Genomic DNA, 13,727 nt, shown 5'->3' on the forward strand with positions numbered 1-13,727 from the left:
GCTACGCTCACCAGGGGTAACGGCTTTCGGCGCGACAAGACGAAAACGGGTGGTTGCCTCCATGCCTGCGCCCAAGGAACTCGACCCGAGCAGTTCTCTACCAGCCTTGTACGGAACGAAGTTGCGCAAACTGCGTGAGCGGGCCGGGTGGACGCAGAAGGAGTTGGCGGAGAAGGTCTTCCTCTCCCACAGCCGTATCGCTCAGTTCGAGCTGGGCAAGGAGATTCCGGCAGCGGAAGTGTCGGAGATGCTCGATGAGGTCCTGGGAGCGGGCGGCGATTTGCATGACCTTTGGGCGCACTTGCGGCGACTGCCGCCGTCGGACGCGTTCCGTAAGTACAAGGAGTACGAGGTCAGGGCCAGCGCGATTCACCAGTACCAGGCCCATTGCGTACCGGGGCTGCTCCAGACAGAGGCGTACGCGCGCCAGATCATGAGCCACGCCGGGCCGTGGTGCTCCGAGGAGGAGATCGGCGTGATGGTGGCCGCCCGAATCGCCAGGAGCGGCTTGCTCAGGAGGGAAGTTCCGCCTCTGCTGTGGGTCGTGCTGGACGAGGCGGTGATTCGTCGGCCGGTCGGAGGCCCGTCTGTCATGGGTGCGCAGATGGCTCATCTGCTGGAGATGTCCAGGAAGCCGCGAATCGAGATCCAGGTTCTGCCGTACGCGGCCGGCGCACACGCGACCATGGGCGGATCGTTGACGGTCTTGTCCTTCGACAACGCTCCGGACGTGGTTTACCTCGAAGGCGGGTTCGGCCTGACCGACATGGTCAGGGATCGCAGGGCGGTGGCGCGGCATCGCCACCGATACGACTTGGTGCATGCCATGGCGCTTCCACCAGCCGAGTCCAGAAGGTGGATCGAGAAGGCAATGGAGGAATTCGGTACATGGGACTCGAACTGATCGGCGCGGCCTGGCGCAAGTCGACGTACAGCACGGCGAACGATGACTGCTTAGAGGTCGCCGACCTCATACCCGGCGACCTCATACCTGTCCGCGACAGTAAATCCCCCACAGGGCCTGCCCTGTTCCTCCCCGCGGGGGCCTGGAGCACCTTCGTTCGTGCCATCAAGGCAAACGCGTCAGGCCGCGTGCGGCACGAACGAAACGTGGGTGTCCTCGATGTCGATCGAGACATCCAGCTTCGCGTCGAGCGCGGCAGCGAGAACGCGGAGGAGCGGGAGTGTGGGGGCGGTGCCGCCGCCTTCGATGCGTTCGATGTCCGCGAGGGACATCCCGGTCCGCTCGGCGAGGGTGCCCTGGTCGATCTCCAGGGCCATCCGGCGGTCGTAGACCGCCTGGCCCAGAGCGATGGCGGCGCCCGCCTCGACGTACGCCGGGTCGGCCCGGTGCTCTTCCGGGATCTTCCACGATGCGTGGTGCCCCGTGCTCACAGCGACTCCTCGAATGTCCGGTGGTAGGTGACCACTGCCCGGGGATGCGATTCCTCGCACTCCTTCTGAGCCCACAAGGCCCTCTGGACCTCCCGTTCCTCCCGCATCCGGGTCTTTCGGAAGACGGTCAAGAACACGATACGGCGCTCGGGAGCCAGCCAGTAGGTGACGCGTATGGCGTTGTCACCGAGGTGGAATCGAAGTTCCCGCACCGATCCACTGAGGTGGCGCGAGTAGGGTTCGCCGAGCGTCGTGGGGGCGTCGGCCAGCCGGTCCGCGTGGCGTTCCACGACGCGGTACTGGTCCGGCGGTAAGGCGCTGAGCCACGCTTCGACTTCGGGTTCGATCTCGATCTCGTAGAGCTGCTCCACCGGCGGGACGCTAGGGGCAGGGCCCACACCCGTTGGCGAAACCTGGCGGCAATCGCCTGATCGGGTGATCCGGACTGGCGTGCGCGCAAACAGCGCCCGCAGCTTTTGAGCGGGGCGGTCAGAGGGTCGGCTCGCCGGGCCGCGACGAAGCGTGTGGTTGGGGTATGACGCCCGTCGGGCAACGCGGCCCAGATCGGTGCCCGAGCTTCCCGGGACCCGATTCGCAAGCGCGACCGAGCAGTCCGCGCCGTAATCGCCTTGGCGATATCCCGCCCTAGTCGGCGCCCGGACGCGCCGCGAAGGTGGAGGGCGTCTCACCGGCGGCGGCCCGCCGTCGGTGGAAGCGGACCGTGAGAGAGGACGCCTCGCCCATGCCTCCGATCCCGATCAAGCCTGGTATCTACAAGATCCACGCTCACATCATCGGCCCGTCCTCCCTGGTGACGGCCACGGAGTATGCCGTGAAGCACGGCGCGCCCGTGATCGTCGACCGGTTCAACCCGCTCCCGATCGAGCAGGAGTGGATCATCGAGCCCGCCGAGCCGGTTCCCGGCTCGCCGTATGTGATCCGGCTGGCCAGTCACGACGCCGCCGGTCTGGTGATCGCCGACGACAAGGTCTTCGTCAACGCCGTCCAGCGCTCCGAGCTGGCGAAGTTCACGTTCGAAGGCGTCCTGGGCGGCGTGAAGATCCTCAACGAGAAGGGCCTCGCCCTCCGGGCGGGCCACCGTGGTGCCCAGATCGAGATCGTGCCGCCGAAGCCGGAGTTCCAGGAGACGTGGACCCTGGAGTTCGTGCGTCCGGTCGACGTGGAGTAGTCACACGCGCGCGGCGCGGGGCGATCGGCGGCCATTCGGCCGACCGGTCGCCCCGCTGTCGTTGCCGACGACATAACAGCGCGTACCCCACTCCATCCGGCCCCACACCTGCTGAATCCGTCCGACACAACAACCCCCGTCACTCCTCCGCCGGCGCCTCCCCGAACCGCGCCAGCGCCAGCGCCCCGAGCACGGCCAGCGCGAAGCCCGTCACCGCGAGCGGCATCAGCCCCTCCCTCGTGCGGTCGCCGAGCCAGGAGACGCCCACCCAGGCCGGGCCGATGGTCTCGCCGATGACCATGCCCGCCGTGGCGGCCGTGACCGAGCCGCGCTGCAAGGCCGACGTCAGGAGCAGGAACGCCGCTCCGCCGCCGATCAGCAAGGCATAAGCGGCGGGGTTGGTCAGCACAGCCATGGGCGCGAAGTCGTCGATCAGACGTACCGAGACCTCCACCACCCCGAAGCCGAACCCCGCGCCCAGGCCCAGCGCCGCCGCCCGGGCCCGTCCCCGCAGTCGCCCCGCCACCGCGCCGAAGGCGAGGACGCCCACCGCCGTGACCAGGACACCGACCTTCAGCGCGGTGTCGCCCTTGCCCGTGCCCTCCGCGCCGGAGGACAGGCCCAGCATCGCCAGCCCGCCGCACACCACCAGCACCGCCGCCCACTCCACGCCGCTGAGCCGCACGCCCAGCACGCGGGAGGCGGTGACGGCCGTGACGGCCAGGCTCGCGGCGAGGGCGGCGCTCACCGCGTAGATGGGCAGGCTGAGGAGGGCGACGAGCTCCAGCAGGAAGCCCACGCCGTCCAGGGCGAGCCCGGCGAGGTAGCGCCACTGGCGCAACGCCCGCATCAGGAGCATGGGGTCCACGCCGGAGCCCGTGCCGGGCGCGGTGGCCCGGGTGGCGGCGGCCTGGAGGACGGAGGCGGTGCCGAAGCAGACCGCCGTGCCGAGTGCGCAGAGCATGCCGAGGAACACGCCTCCGACTCTAGGGCGGCGGAGCCGCCGGGACCCTAGAGTCGACTCGTGCTTTCCGTAGTCGTGGCGCCCTGGCGGCGCGCTCCCGTCGTCGCGCGGAACCCGGACGTGCCGCACGACGCGGCGAGCACGATGAAGGTCGCCGTGCTCGCGGCGCTGCACCGCAGCGGAACGGATCTCGACCGGCGGATTCCGGTCGTCAATCGTTTCGTCTCTGTGACGGGGACCGACACTTTCGCCAACGAGCGGTCCTACGACAGCGACGACGAGCCATGGGAACTCCTCGGCGGCACCGCGTCGTTGCGCTGGCTCGCCGAGCGGATGGTGACGCACTCCTCGAACCTGGCCACCAACCTCTGCCTCGCCGAGGCCGGCCGTGAGGCCGTGGCCGGGGTGTGGAAGCGGGCGGGGGCGCACGGGAGCGACACCCCGCGCGGCATCGAGGACGCGCCGGGGCGCGCGGCGGGTGTGCGCAACCTGATCACAGCGAGGGACCTGGTCCGGCTGCTGGAGTCGCTGGAGCCGGAGCTGCTGGCCCTGCTGGAGGGCAACGTCCACCGCGTGGACCTGGCGGCGGGGCTGCCGCCGGGGACCCGGCTGGCGGGGAAGAACGGCTGGTTCCCCGGGGTGCGGCACAGCGCCGCCGTCGTTCACCCGCCCGACGCCGGGCCGTACACGATCGCCGTCTGCTACACGGGGCCCCTCGCCAACGGGGAGGACGTGGACGATCCCGCCGCCCGCCTTCTGGCGCGGATCTCGGCACAGGCCTGGGAGGCCCGGCACACCCTCGCGCCCACCCTCGCCGAGTGATCGTCCGCACCCCGGTTTAGGGTGGTCGAACTTTCGAACAACGTGAGAACTTTTGAACGCGACGGGGGCGTCAGCGAATGGAGAAGAAGGCGCGACGGCGTCTGCGGTCCAGCACGGTCATATTGGGCGGAATGGGCGTGCTCGCCGCCGCTCTCACCTCCTGCGGATCCGAGCCGGACAAACGCTGTGTCGACCGCAACAGCTATGAGGCGGGAAAGGGCTACAAGGTCCTCGACTCGAAGGCCTGCAAGAAGAGCGGCAGCGGCGGCGGTCACGCCGCCGGCACCGGCACCTGGTACTACAACTCGGGCGATTCCGGCAGCCGTGCCAAGGCCGGTACGTTCGACAAGAGCAAGGCCGTTTCCCGGGGCGGTTTCGGCTGTTCCTCCTCCAAGAGCCATTCCGGTTCGAGCGGCGGCTGATCCCCGGACATGCGCCGCCACCGCACCACCCCTCGCCCCGGCTGGCAGAACACCGTCGAGGAACAGGGCCTGATCTATCCGCTCACCCGGGAACCGGACGGCTCCCTGCGGCCCTACTGGGACGAGAGCGCGTACTACTCCTTCACGCTGCCCGAGGTCGAGGCGCTGGAGGACGTCGTCGAGGAGCTCCACACGATGTGCCTGGCCGCGGCCGCGCACATCGTGGAGCACGAGCGTTTCGCGGACCTGGGGCTGACCGACTCCCGGCTGACGGCCCTGATCAGCGAGTCCTGGCACCGGCGCGAGGAAATCCCCTCCCTCTACGGCCGCTTCGACCTCCACTACGACGGGCGCGGCGGCCCCGCGAAGATGCTGGAGTACAACGCCGACACCCCGACATCCCTCGTGGAAGCGGCCGGTCCGCAGTGGTTCTGGATGGAGGAACGCTTCGCCGGCGTGCCCGACGCCGACCAGTGGAATTCCCTCCACGAACGGCTCGTCGACGCCTGGCGCCGCCAGGCGGACCTGCTGCCGCCCGGCGCGCCCGTGCATTTCGCGCATTCCATCGGCGACGAACTGGGCGAGGACCTGATGACCGTCGCCTATCTCCGCGAGACGGCGGAACAGGCGGGCATCGCCACGGACGTCATCGCGATGGAGGACATCGGCTGGGACGGCCTCTCCGGCCGATTCGTCGACAAGAAACTCCGTTTCATCCGGGCCTGTTTCAAGCTCTACCCCTGGGAATGGCTGGCCGAGGACGACTTCGGCCCGCACGTTCTCGACACGCTCGACAACGGCGGCGGTACCGGGTCCACGCTGTGGATCGAACCGGCGTGGAAGATGCTGCTCTCCAACAAGGCGCTGCTGGCCGTGCTCTGGGAACTCTTTCCCGGTCACCCGAACCTGCTGCCCGCCTATCTGGACGGCCCCCGCGAGCTCGCCCGCGAAACCGGTTGGGCGGCCAAGCCGCTCTTCGGGCGCGAGGGCGCGGGCGTCACCCTCCACCCGGCCGGGAGTGAACCAGCCGGAAGCGAATCCGCGGTGCGGGACGAGCCCTGCTGCTACCAGGAGCTCGCCCCGCTCCCCGAATTCGACGGCAACCACGTGGTGCTGGGCGCCTGGGTGGTCGACGGCGAGCCGGCGGGGCTGGGCATCCGGGAGTCGGCGAACCTGGTCACGGACGGGTACGCCCGCTTCGTCCCCCACGTGATCCTCCCGGAGGGCTGACGAGCTACCGCGTCGCCTCCACCGCCCACCCCGACATCTCACGCCCGCCCGGCAGCAACCGCCCCAGCTCCTCGCCCACCTCGGCGAACGACCGCACCTCGGCCCGCCACCCGAGCCCCGCGAGCAGCGCCCCCGGCTCGTCCGTGCCGAACCGCCACGGCGCGCCCCACTCCGCCATCACCCGCAGCAGCGGACGGGCCTCGGGCGCGGCGAGGAACGCGGCGGTCACGAAGTCGGTGAGGAGCCGGCTGCCCGGCGCGGACAGGTCCGAGATCCGGTCGAGGAGCGCGAGCACGTCCGGCTCCGCCAGGTACTGGTTCAGCCCTTCCACCAGCCAGCACGTCGGCCCGTCGGCCGCCCGGAACCCCGCGTCGGCCAGGGCCTCGCCCCAGTCGGCCGTCGCCAGGTCGACGCCCACCCCGACACGGCGGCACGTCGGCGCGGCGGTGCCGTCCAGCAGCCGCTCCTTGTGGTCCAGGACCTCCGGCCGGTCCAGTTCGTAGACCGTCACGTCGCCGGGCAGCCCCAGCCGGTACGCGCGGGTGTCCATCCCCGCCGCGACGATCACGAGCCGATGGAGACCCCCGTGCCCCATCGCGCGCCCGATCGCCTCGTCGAAGAACCGCGTGCGGACCGAGATCAACGGTGTGTCGCCGAAGTCCGCCAGCAGGGCCGCGCCCGGCGGACCGGCCAGGGGCGCGGCGAGGGGATCGTGGAAGAGGGGATCCGCCCTCGCCGATTCGCGGGCCCGCTGGGCGGCGGTGAGCAGCCCGGTCCGCGCGACGGGATCGAGTTCGAGGTCGAGTTCGAGGTCGAGTTCTTTGTGTTGCGTCATGCCGACGACCCTCGCCGCCCGTGGCGGGCCACGTCCCTGTCCGGCCTTCCTCTGACGCGATCCGACATCCGATACCGTCTCCCGGTGGATTCCGTCATACGTGATCTCGCCATACGCGATCTCGACCTGCTCGACCGGCAGTTGGCCCACGCCCTCCAGCTCGACGGACGCGTCCCCTTCAGCCGCGTCGCCGCCGTCCTCGGCACCTCGGACCGTACGGTCGCCCGCCGTTACCACCGTCTGCGCGTGGACGGCACGCTGCGCGTCGTCGGGCTGCCGGAGGCCCGGAGCCTGGGCCTCGTCGACTGGGGCGTACGGATCCAGTGCGCGCCCGACGCCTCGGCGGCGATCGCCACCGCGCTGGCCGAACGGGCCGACACCTCATGGGTGGGGCTCGCCTCCGGCGGCACCGAGGTCACCTGCGTCACCCGGGCCCGGGGCGGTTCGGGCCCGGGAAGCCTGCTGCTGTCCAAGCTGCCCAGGACACCGAGGATCACCGGCGTGACGGCCCACTGCATGCTGCGCCCGGTCGCCGGTACGGCCGGCTGGCCGGGGCGTACCGACGCGCTCGACGCGCGACAGGTCGCGGAGCTGTCCCGGCCGGCGCCCACGGGCGGCGCCCGGCTGGAACCCACTGCGGCCGATCAGCGGTTGCTGGACGTCCTCGCCAAGGACGGCCGCGCCGCCGTCCCCGAACTGGCGGCCGTCACGGGCTGGTCGCAGTCCACCGTGCGGCGCCGGATCGAGGAGCTCCGGGCCACCGGGGTGCTGTACTTCGACGTCGACATCGATCCGGCGCTCTACGGCTTCGACTGCGAGGCCGTGCTGTGGCTGAGCGTCGCCCCCACCGCGCTCGGCGCCGTCGCCGAGGCCCTCGCCGGGCACGCCGAGGTGGCGTATGCCGCCGCCGTCACCGGGCCGAGCAACATGATGGCGATCGTCGTGGTCCGGGACGCCGACGCGCTCTACGACTACCTCGCGCTGCGCGTCGGCGCCTTGCCCGGTGTGCTGGGCGCCGAGACAGCGTTGGTCACCCGGCACGTCAAGCGCGCGGGGCGCTGCTGTCGCCGCGCCGGGCGCTCAGCCGGCCGTCAGGACCTCCCGCAGCCGGTCCAGCCCCCAGTCCAGGTCCTCCTTGCTGATGACCAGCGGCGGGGCGATGCGGATCGTCGCGCCGTGGGTGTCCTTGACCAGCACCCCGCGTGCCATCAGCCGCTCCGAGACCTCGCGGCCCGTGCCGATCGCCGGGGCGATGTCGACGCCCGCCCACAGGCCCCGGCCGCGGACGGCCGTGACGGCCGGGCCGCCGCTCAGGAGGCCGAGTTCGTGGTGGAGGTGGTCGCCGAGGAGGGCCGCGCGTTCCTGGTACTCGCCGGAGCGGAGGATCTCGATGACCTCCAGGGCCACCGCGCACGCCAGCGGATTCCCCCCGAAGGTGGAACCGTGCTCGCCCGGCTTGTGGACGCCGAGGACCTCGCGCGAGGAGACGACCGCCGAGACGGGGACCACGCCGCCGCCGAGCGCCTTGCCGAGGATGTAGACGTCCGGGACGACGTCCTCGTGCTCGCAGGCGAACGTCCGGCCCGTTCTGCCGAGCCCGGACTGGATCTCGTCCGCCATGAAGAGGACGTTCCGCTCCCGCGTGAGCCGGCGGACGCCCGGCAGATAGCCGGCCGGGGGCACCAGGACGCCCGCCTCGCCCTGGATGGGCTCCAGCAGTACGGCCACGGTGTGCTCGTCGACGGCGGCCTCCATGGCCGCCAGGTCGCCGTACGGGACGATCTCGAAGCCGGGGGTGTAGGGACCGTAGTCCGCCCGGGCCTCCTCGTCCGTGGAGAAGCTGATGATCGTGGTCGTGCGGCCGTGGAAGTTGTTGTCCGCGACGACGATCTTCGCCTTGCCGTCGGGGACGCCCTTGACGCGGTAGCCCCACTTGCGGGCGGTCTTCACGGCCGTCTCCACGGCCTCCGCGCCCGTGTTCATGGGCAGGACCATCTCCATCCCGCACAGCTCCGCCAGCGCGGTACAGAACTCGCCGAAGCGGTCGTGGTGGAAGGCGCGGGAGGTCAGTGTCACCCTGTCGAGCTGCTCCTTGGCCGCGTCGATCAGTCGTCGGTGGCCGTGGCCGAAGTTCAGCGCCGAATAGCCGGCGAGCATGTCGAGGTAGCGGCGCCCCTCGACGTCGGTCATCCAGGCGCCGTGCGCGGTCGCGACGACGACCGGCAGCGGGTGGTAGTTGTGCGCGCTGTACTTCTCGGCGGCGGCGATGCTGCGTTGCGTGGCGGTCACCGTGAGCTCCGTTCCGGCCCGGGGCCTGCTGTTGGCTGGTACTGGCTGGTGCTGACGCCTTTGTACACCCGCCGTACACCCCCGGTGGACGAGGTTTTCCACAGCTGAACCGAGTCCGCGCCCGCACCTGAGAGAATGTTGTGCATGGCCCTTGATCGTCCGCGCGCTCTCTCCGGTATCCAGCCCACCGCAGGCTCGTTCCACCTCGGGAACTACCTCGGTGCCGTCCGTCAGTACGTGGCCCTGCAGGAGTCCCACGACGCCTTCTACATGGTCGTCGACCTCCATGCGATCACCGTGCCGCAGGACCCCAAGGAGCTGCGGGCCAACACCCGTGTCGCGGCCGCCCAGCTGCTGGCCGCCGGGCTGGACCCGGAGCGTTGCACGCTGTTCGTGCAGAGCCACGTCCCGGAGCACGCTCAGCTCGGCTGGGTGATGAACTGCCTCACCGGCTTCGGCGAGGCCTCGCGCATGACGCAGTTCAAGGACAAGTCCGCCAAGCAGGGCGCCGGCGCCACCACGGTCGGCCTGTTCACCTACCCGATCCTCCAGGTCGCCGACATCCTCCTGTACCAGGCGGACGCGGTGCCGGTGGGGGAGGACCAGCGCCAGCACATCGAGCTCACGCGCGATCTGGCCGAGCGCTTCAACGGCCGCTTCGGCGACACCTTCACCCTCCCGTCGGCGCACATCGTCCGCGAGACGGCGAAGATCTACGACCTGCAGGACCCGTCGGCGAAGATGAGCAAGTCGACGGCGAACCCCAAGGGCCTGATCAATCTGCTCGACGAGCCCAAGGTCTCGGCGAAGAAGATCAAGAGCGCGGTCACCGACACCGACACGGTCATCCGCTTCGACGCCGAGAAGAAGCCGGGCGTCAGCAACCTCCTCACGATCTACTCCACGCTCACCGGCACCACGATCGCCGAGCTGGAGCAGAAGTACGAGGGCAAGGGCTACGGCGCGCTCAAGACGGACCTCGCCGAGGTCATGGTCGACTTCGTCACCCCCTTCCGCGCCCGTACCCAGGAGTACCTGGACGACCCGGCCGAGCTGGACGCGGTGCTGGCCAAGGGCGCGGAGAAGGCCCGGGCCGTCGCGGCGGACACCCTGGCCCGGGCGTACGACCGGGTGGGCTTCCTGCCGCCCGCCAAGCACTGACGGGCACGCGCTTCGGCGGCCCCGCCGGCCGCTGAGCCATCCGGATACGGTTCACCGGCGTCCGCGCACGTCGGGACCCTTGTCCCGGGCGGGCGGGACCAGGAGATCTGGCAGTGGGAGCGGCGCAGCCGTCACACTGACCACGGGGACGTACAGGCGCCAGGAGGGAGAACGCAGTGGGGACCGTAACGCTCGGCGTTTCGATCGCGGTCCCGGAGCCGTACGGCAGCTTCCTCCAGAAGCGCCGCGAAGGCTTCGGCGACCCGCACGCCCACGGCATTCCCACGCACGTCACCCTGCTGCCGCCCACGGAGGTGGACGCCTCGTCGCTCCCCGCGATCGAACGGCACCTCGCCGAGGTCGCGGCGGCGGGGCGCCCCTTCCGGATGCGGCTCTCGGGGACGGGCACGTTCCGCCCGCTCTCGCCCGTCGTCTATGTGAACGTGGTCGAGGGCTCGGCCTCCTGCGCCTGGCTCCAGAAGCGGGTGCGGGACGGGTCGGGCCCGGTCGCGCGGGAGCTCCAGTTCCCGTACCACCCGCACGTCACCGTGGCCCACGGCATCGCCGAGGAGGCCATGGACCGGGCCTTTACGGAGCTCGCGGACTACGAGGCGGAGTGGACGATCGAGGGCTTCGCCCTCTACGAGCAGGGAGAGGACGGGATCTGGCGCCTCGAGCGCCACTTTCCCTTTGGGGCCGACGCCTTCGGGGCGGACGACGTGAGCGCGGCGGTGCCGCGCCAGGACGACGCGGGTATCCGTAGCTCATGGACTGGCTCACCCGGCTGCCCCTGATCGGCCCGCTCGTCGCGAAGGCGATGCGGACGCACGCCTGGCGCGCGTACGACACCCTCGATCGTGTGAAGTGGACGCGGCTCGCCGCCGCGATCACCTTCTCGAGTTTCGTCGCGCTCTTCCCCCTGCTCACCCTCGGCGCGGCCGTGGCCGCCTCCGTGCTCAGCGATCAGCAGACCAAGGAGCTGGAGCGGCGGGTCGCCGAGCAGGTGCCCTCCGGCGCCCTCGACGTCGGCTCGTTCACCGACAACGCCGGCACGGTCGGCCTCGTCGCCGGCGGCCTGCTGCTGTTCACCGGCATCAGCTGGCTCGGCCAGCTGCGGGAGTGCCTGCGGGCGGTGTGGGAGGTGGAGGAGGACCCCGGCAACCTCCTGCTCCTCAAGGTCAAGGACGTCACCCTGCTGCTGGGCCTCGGCGGGGTCTTCCTGCTGTCGGCGGGCTGCTCGGCGTTCGCGTCGGCGGCGGTCGGCTGGGTCGTGAAGCGGGCCGGGCTGGAAGGCGTCGGCGGGCTGCTGACGGCCCTCGGCTTCTGCATCGCCGTCCTCGCGGACTTCCTGCTGATGCTCTACGTCCTGTCGCGGCTGCCCGGCGTCCACCCCGAGCGGCGCCGGCTGGTCACCGGCGCGCTGCTCGGGGCGGTGGGCTTCGAGCTGCTCAAGCTGGTGCTGAGCGGCTATCTGCGGGGGGTGGCGGCCCGGAGCATGTACGGCGCGTTCGGCACCCCGATCGCCCTGCTGCTGTGGATCAACTTCACGGCGAAGCTCACGCTCTACTGTGCCGCGTGGACCGCCACGGACGGCGCGGCCACGCGGCACGGCGAGAAGCGCGAGCTCAGTCCTTCGGAGGGCTCGGCGGGTTCTTAGGCGGCGCCGCGTGACCCGGGCGGCGTCGCGCGGCCCGCTCCGGCAGCGGATGCCGGCGGTTGACGACGAACCCGGCCACCGCCAGCACCGCCAGCGCCCCGCCCGTCAGCCCGACGGCCGTCCACATGCCGTCGCCGCCGCCCGTGACGGCTGCCTGGGCGCCCTGCGAGGCCTGCCCGTTCGTCCCGCCCGACTTGTCGGCGGGGAAGCCGCCCTTCGGCGGGACGAGGACGCCGACCGGCTTGACGTGGCCGACCGCCTCGAAGCCCCAGTCGAGGAGCAACTGGGTCTCCTTGTAGACCTGGTTGCGCTCCTTGATCTCCGGGTTCATCACGGTGACCAGCAGCTTCTTGCCGTCGTGCTGGGCGACGCCGGTGAAGGTGTTGCCGGCGTTGGTGGTGGAGCCGTTCTTCACCCCCGCCATGCCCTTGTAGGCCGTCACCCCGTCCTGCCCGGTGAGGAGCCGGTTGGTGTTGACGATCTCCTTCGTCTTCCCCGGGTGGTCCTCGTCGGGGAACTGCGTCCGGGCCGTCGAGCAGTACTCGCGGAAGTCGGCCTTCTGCAGGCCGGAGCGGGCGAAGAGCGTCAGGTCGTAGGCGCTGGAGACCTGACCCTCCGCGTCGTAGCCGTCGGGCGTGACGACGTGGGTGTCCTCGGCCTGGAGCTCGTCGGCGTGCTCCTGCATGTCCCGGACGGTCTTGGAGACGCCGCCGTTCATCGCGGACAGCACGTGCACGGCGTCGTTGCCGGAGCGCAGGAAGACGCCCATCCACATGTCGTGGACGGAGTACGTCTGCCCCTCCTTCATCCCGACCTGGCTGCTGCCCTCGCCCATGCCCTCCATGTCGGACGGCCGGACCTCGTGCTTCTTGTCCTTCGGGAACCTCGGCAGCACCGTGTCGGCGAAGAGCATCTTCAGCGTGGAGGCGGGCGGCAGCCGCCAGTGGGCGTTGTTGGCGGCGAGGATGTCACCGGTCTCGGCGTCCGCGACGAGCCACGAGTTCCCGCTGAGCTCCCGGGGCAGCTCGGGCGCGCCGGGGCCCAGCTGGACCTGCGGGCCGGGCCGGCCCAGGAGCTCGCCGCCCACCGTCGACATCTTGGCGGGCGGCTGCTTCGGCGGCGGCTTGGCCTTGCCGTCGGCGGGCTTGCCGGGGGTCGCCGAGGCGCCGGGGGAGTGCGCCGGGGAGCCGCTGGGGCCCGGGGCCGGAACGGCGAGGGCGGGCGCGGCGGCGGCCAGGGGGAGCAGCAGCGAGGCGCCGGCGGCCAGCAGGGCCGCGCGGCGGCGTCGGGGCGTCGCGGAGTACCGCGGGGGGTGTGATGTCGTCGTCGGCACGCTGGTGAACGTACCGCCACGCTCCGCCAACCGGGACGGCGCCTCACGGCGGGCGCCCGCCGAGGACCCGATAGGACCAGTGCGGGCGCCGGAACGCATACTGAAACCCATGGCGAACGCTTCCCCCACCAAGTCCGAAGACTCCGTTCCGGCGGAGGCTCCCGCTCCGGCACCGGTCCCCGCGACCCTCTCCCGTCCCGTGTCGTGGTTCCTGCTGGCGTTCGGCGCCTGGAGTTGGGTCATCTGGGTCACTTTCGTGAAAAATCTCTGGAAGGACGGCAGCGGGCTGGCCTTCGACGACGCGGGTTCCCCGACCGCGTACTTCTGGGTGCACCTGCTGCTCGCGGTCACCTCTTTCCTTCTGGGGACGGTTGTAGGACTCATCGGGTTGCGTGGCGTGAGGGCGCTGCGGCGTAGTTCATAGCGCCGG

At 70.9% G+C, this 13,727-nt stretch carries 16 protein-coding genes and 3 pseudogenes; 12 read left to right on the top strand and 7 right to left on the bottom strand.

The annotated features are described in order from the left end of the window. Positions 1-61: 61 nt before the first annotated feature. Both EKH77_RS19605 and EKH77_RS19610 read left to right on the top strand, forming a co-directional pair. The gene (locus tag EKH77_RS19605; protein ID WP_126915639.1) at positions 62-904 is read left to right on the top strand and encodes a helix-turn-helix domain-containing protein; all 843 of its coding nucleotides are present in this window, start codon (positions 62-64) and stop codon (positions 902-904) included. Next, positions 889-1,062 (top strand): annotated as a pseudogene (locus EKH77_RS19610) (DUF397 domain-containing protein); the annotation flags it as partial. The gene EKH77_RS19605 and the pseudogene EKH77_RS19610, both read left to right, overlap by 16 nt. A 21-nt stretch (positions 1,063-1,083) precedes the next feature. Here EKH77_RS19610 and EKH77_RS19615 read toward each other — a convergent pair. Both EKH77_RS19615 and EKH77_RS19620 read right to left on the bottom strand, forming a co-directional pair. After that, on the bottom strand, positions 1,084-1,395 hold the full coding sequence (locus EKH77_RS19615; protein WP_126915640.1) for a helix-turn-helix domain-containing protein: 312 nt from the start codon (positions 1,393-1,395) through the stop codon (positions 1,084-1,086). Continuing rightward, positions 1,392-1,766, bottom strand: coding sequence for a type II toxin-antitoxin system RelE/ParE family toxin (locus tag EKH77_RS19620; protein WP_126915641.1), 375 nt, complete (start codon positions 1,764-1,766; stop codon positions 1,392-1,394). Before EKH77_RS19620 ends, EKH77_RS19615 begins: the two co-directional genes overlap by 4 nt. Before the next feature lie 371 nt (positions 1,767-2,137). Between EKH77_RS19620 and EKH77_RS19625 the strand changes: the two genes are divergently transcribed. Next, entirely contained in the window at positions 2,138-2,584 is a 447-nt protein-coding gene (locus tag EKH77_RS19625; protein WP_126915642.1) for a hypothetical protein, read from the top strand. Between the two features lie 139 nt (positions 2,585-2,723). Here EKH77_RS19625 and EKH77_RS19630 read toward each other — a convergent pair whose 3' ends face one another. Continuing rightward, positions 2,724-3,548: a hypothetical protein gene (locus EKH77_RS19630; RefSeq protein WP_126918168.1), complete on the bottom strand. Its 825-nt coding sequence runs from the start codon at positions 3,546-3,548 to the stop codon at positions 2,724-2,726. A 60-nt stretch (positions 3,549-3,608) separates the two neighbouring features. On the opposite strand from EKH77_RS19630, the gene EKH77_RS19635 reads away from it, so the two are divergent. From EKH77_RS19635 to EKH77_RS19645, 3 genes are all read left to right on the top strand, one after another. Further along, positions 3,609-4,370: a serine hydrolase gene (locus EKH77_RS19635; RefSeq protein WP_126915643.1), complete on the top strand. Its 762-nt coding sequence runs from the start codon at positions 3,609-3,611 to the stop codon at positions 4,368-4,370. A gap of 77 nt (positions 4,371-4,447) precedes the next feature. Further along, positions 4,448-4,792 carry a hypothetical protein gene (locus tag EKH77_RS19640; RefSeq protein ID WP_126915644.1) on the top strand — a complete coding sequence of 115 codons (345 nt, stop codon included), beginning with the start codon at positions 4,448-4,450 and terminating at the stop codon, positions 4,790-4,792. A 9-nt stretch (positions 4,793-4,801) separates the two neighbouring features. Next, positions 4,802-6,022 carry a glutathionylspermidine synthase family protein gene (locus EKH77_RS19645; RefSeq protein ID WP_126915645.1) on the top strand — a complete coding sequence of 407 codons (1,221 nt, stop codon included), beginning with the start codon at positions 4,802-4,804 and terminating at the stop codon, positions 6,020-6,022. 4 nt (positions 6,023-6,026) lie between these two features. Here EKH77_RS19645 and EKH77_RS19650 read toward each other — a convergent pair whose 3' ends face one another. Beyond that, positions 6,027-6,857, bottom strand: coding sequence for a class I SAM-dependent methyltransferase (locus EKH77_RS19650; RefSeq protein ID WP_126915646.1), 831 nt, complete (start codon positions 6,855-6,857; stop codon positions 6,027-6,029). A gap of 84 nt (positions 6,858-6,941) precedes the next feature. Between EKH77_RS19650 and EKH77_RS33845 the strand changes: the two are divergent. Further along, a pseudogene (locus tag EKH77_RS33845) lies at positions 6,942-7,043 on the top strand (hypothetical protein); the annotation flags it as partial. Positions 7,044-7,087: 44 nt separating this feature from the next. On the opposite strand, the gene EKH77_RS33850 reads toward EKH77_RS33845, so the two are convergent. After that, entirely contained in the window at positions 7,088-7,375 is a 288-nt protein-coding gene (locus EKH77_RS33850; RefSeq protein ID WP_240667429.1) for a hypothetical protein, read from the bottom strand. 136 nt (positions 7,376-7,511) lie between these two features. Here EKH77_RS33850 and EKH77_RS34565 point away from each other — a divergent pair. After that, positions 7,512-7,835: pseudogene (locus EKH77_RS34565) on the top strand (Lrp/AsnC family transcriptional regulator); the annotation flags it as partial. A gap of 102 nt (positions 7,836-7,937) precedes the next feature. Here the strand turns inward: EKH77_RS34565 and rocD are convergent. Continuing rightward, positions 7,938-9,146, bottom strand: a complete 1,209-nt coding sequence (gene rocD / locus EKH77_RS19660) for an ornithine--oxo-acid transaminase (protein WP_126915647.1) — start codon at positions 9,144-9,146, stop codon at positions 7,938-7,940. A gap of 144 nt (positions 9,147-9,290) precedes the next feature. Between rocD and trpS the strand changes: the two genes are divergently transcribed. From trpS to EKH77_RS19675, 3 genes are all read left to right on the top strand, one after another. Then, positions 9,291-10,307, top strand: a complete 1,017-nt coding sequence (gene trpS / locus EKH77_RS19665; protein WP_126915648.1) for a tryptophan--tRNA ligase — start codon at positions 9,291-9,293, stop codon at positions 10,305-10,307. A gap of 176 nt (positions 10,308-10,483) precedes the next feature. After that, complete coding sequence (locus EKH77_RS19670) at positions 10,484-11,101, top strand: 2'-5' RNA ligase family protein (RefSeq protein WP_126915649.1); 618 nt, start codon at positions 10,484-10,486, stop codon at positions 11,099-11,101. Further along, a complete protein-coding gene (locus EKH77_RS19675) occupies positions 11,074-11,964 on the top strand; it encodes a YihY/virulence factor BrkB family protein (protein WP_126915650.1) in 891 nt (296 codons plus the stop codon). Before EKH77_RS19670 ends, EKH77_RS19675 begins: the two co-directional genes overlap by 28 nt. Here the strand turns inward: EKH77_RS19675 and EKH77_RS19680 are convergent. Beyond that, complete coding sequence (locus EKH77_RS19680; RefSeq protein WP_397613120.1) at positions 11,933-13,396, bottom strand: D-alanyl-D-alanine carboxypeptidase family protein; 1,464 nt, start codon at positions 13,394-13,396, stop codon at positions 11,933-11,935. The genes EKH77_RS19675 and EKH77_RS19680 overlap by 32 nt on opposite strands. 100 nt (positions 13,397-13,496) lie before the next feature. On the opposite strand from EKH77_RS19680, the gene EKH77_RS33865 reads away from it, so the two are divergent. After that, positions 13,497-13,721 (top strand): SCO4848 family membrane protein, encoded by a 225-nt coding sequence (locus tag EKH77_RS33865; protein ID WP_240667767.1) that lies wholly within the window; start codon positions 13,497-13,499, stop codon positions 13,719-13,721. Positions 13,722-13,727 lie beyond the last annotated feature (6 nt).

It is taken from the genome of Streptomyces luteoverticillatus, from assembly GCF_003970715.1.
GTDB classification, from domain to species: domain Bacteria; phylum Actinomycetota; class Actinomycetes; order Streptomycetales; family Streptomycetaceae; genus Streptomyces; species Streptomyces abikoensis.

Bases quoted from the DNA above. Each gene is read 5' to 3' on its own strand.
- EKH77_RS19605 (WP_126915639.1), top strand. From the start codon at position 62: ATGCCTGCGCCCAAGGAACTCGACCCGAGCAGTTCTCTACCAGCCTTG.
- EKH77_RS19625 (WP_126915642.1), top strand. From the start codon at position 2,138: ATGCCTCCGATCCCGATCAAGCCTGGTATCTACAAGATCCACGCTCAC.
- EKH77_RS19630 (WP_126918168.1), bottom strand. From the start codon at position 3,548: ATGCTCTGCGCACTCGGCACGGCGGTCTGCTTCGGCACCGCCTCCGTC.
- EKH77_RS19640 (WP_126915644.1), top strand. From the start codon at position 4,448: ATGGAGAAGAAGGCGCGACGGCGTCTGCGGTCCAGCACGGTCATATTG.
- EKH77_RS19645 (WP_126915645.1), top strand. From the start codon at position 4,802: ATGCGCCGCCACCGCACCACCCCTCGCCCCGGCTGGCAGAACACCGTC.
- EKH77_RS19650 (WP_126915646.1), bottom strand. From the start codon at position 6,857: ATGACGCAACACAAAGAACTCGACCTCGAACTCGACCTCGAACTCGAT.
- EKH77_RS33850 (WP_240667429.1), bottom strand. From the start codon at position 7,375: ATGCAGTGGGCCGTCACGCCGGTGATCCTCGGTGTCCTGGGCAGCTTG.
- trpS (WP_126915648.1), top strand. From the start codon at position 9,291: ATGGCCCTTGATCGTCCGCGCGCTCTCTCCGGTATCCAGCCCACCGCA.
- EKH77_RS19675 (WP_126915650.1), top strand. From the start codon at position 11,074: ATGGACTGGCTCACCCGGCTGCCCCTGATCGGCCCGCTCGTCGCGAAG.
- EKH77_RS19680 (WP_397613120.1), bottom strand. From the start codon at position 13,396: ATGCGTTCCGGCGCCCGCACTGGTCCTATCGGGTCCTCGGCGGGCGCC.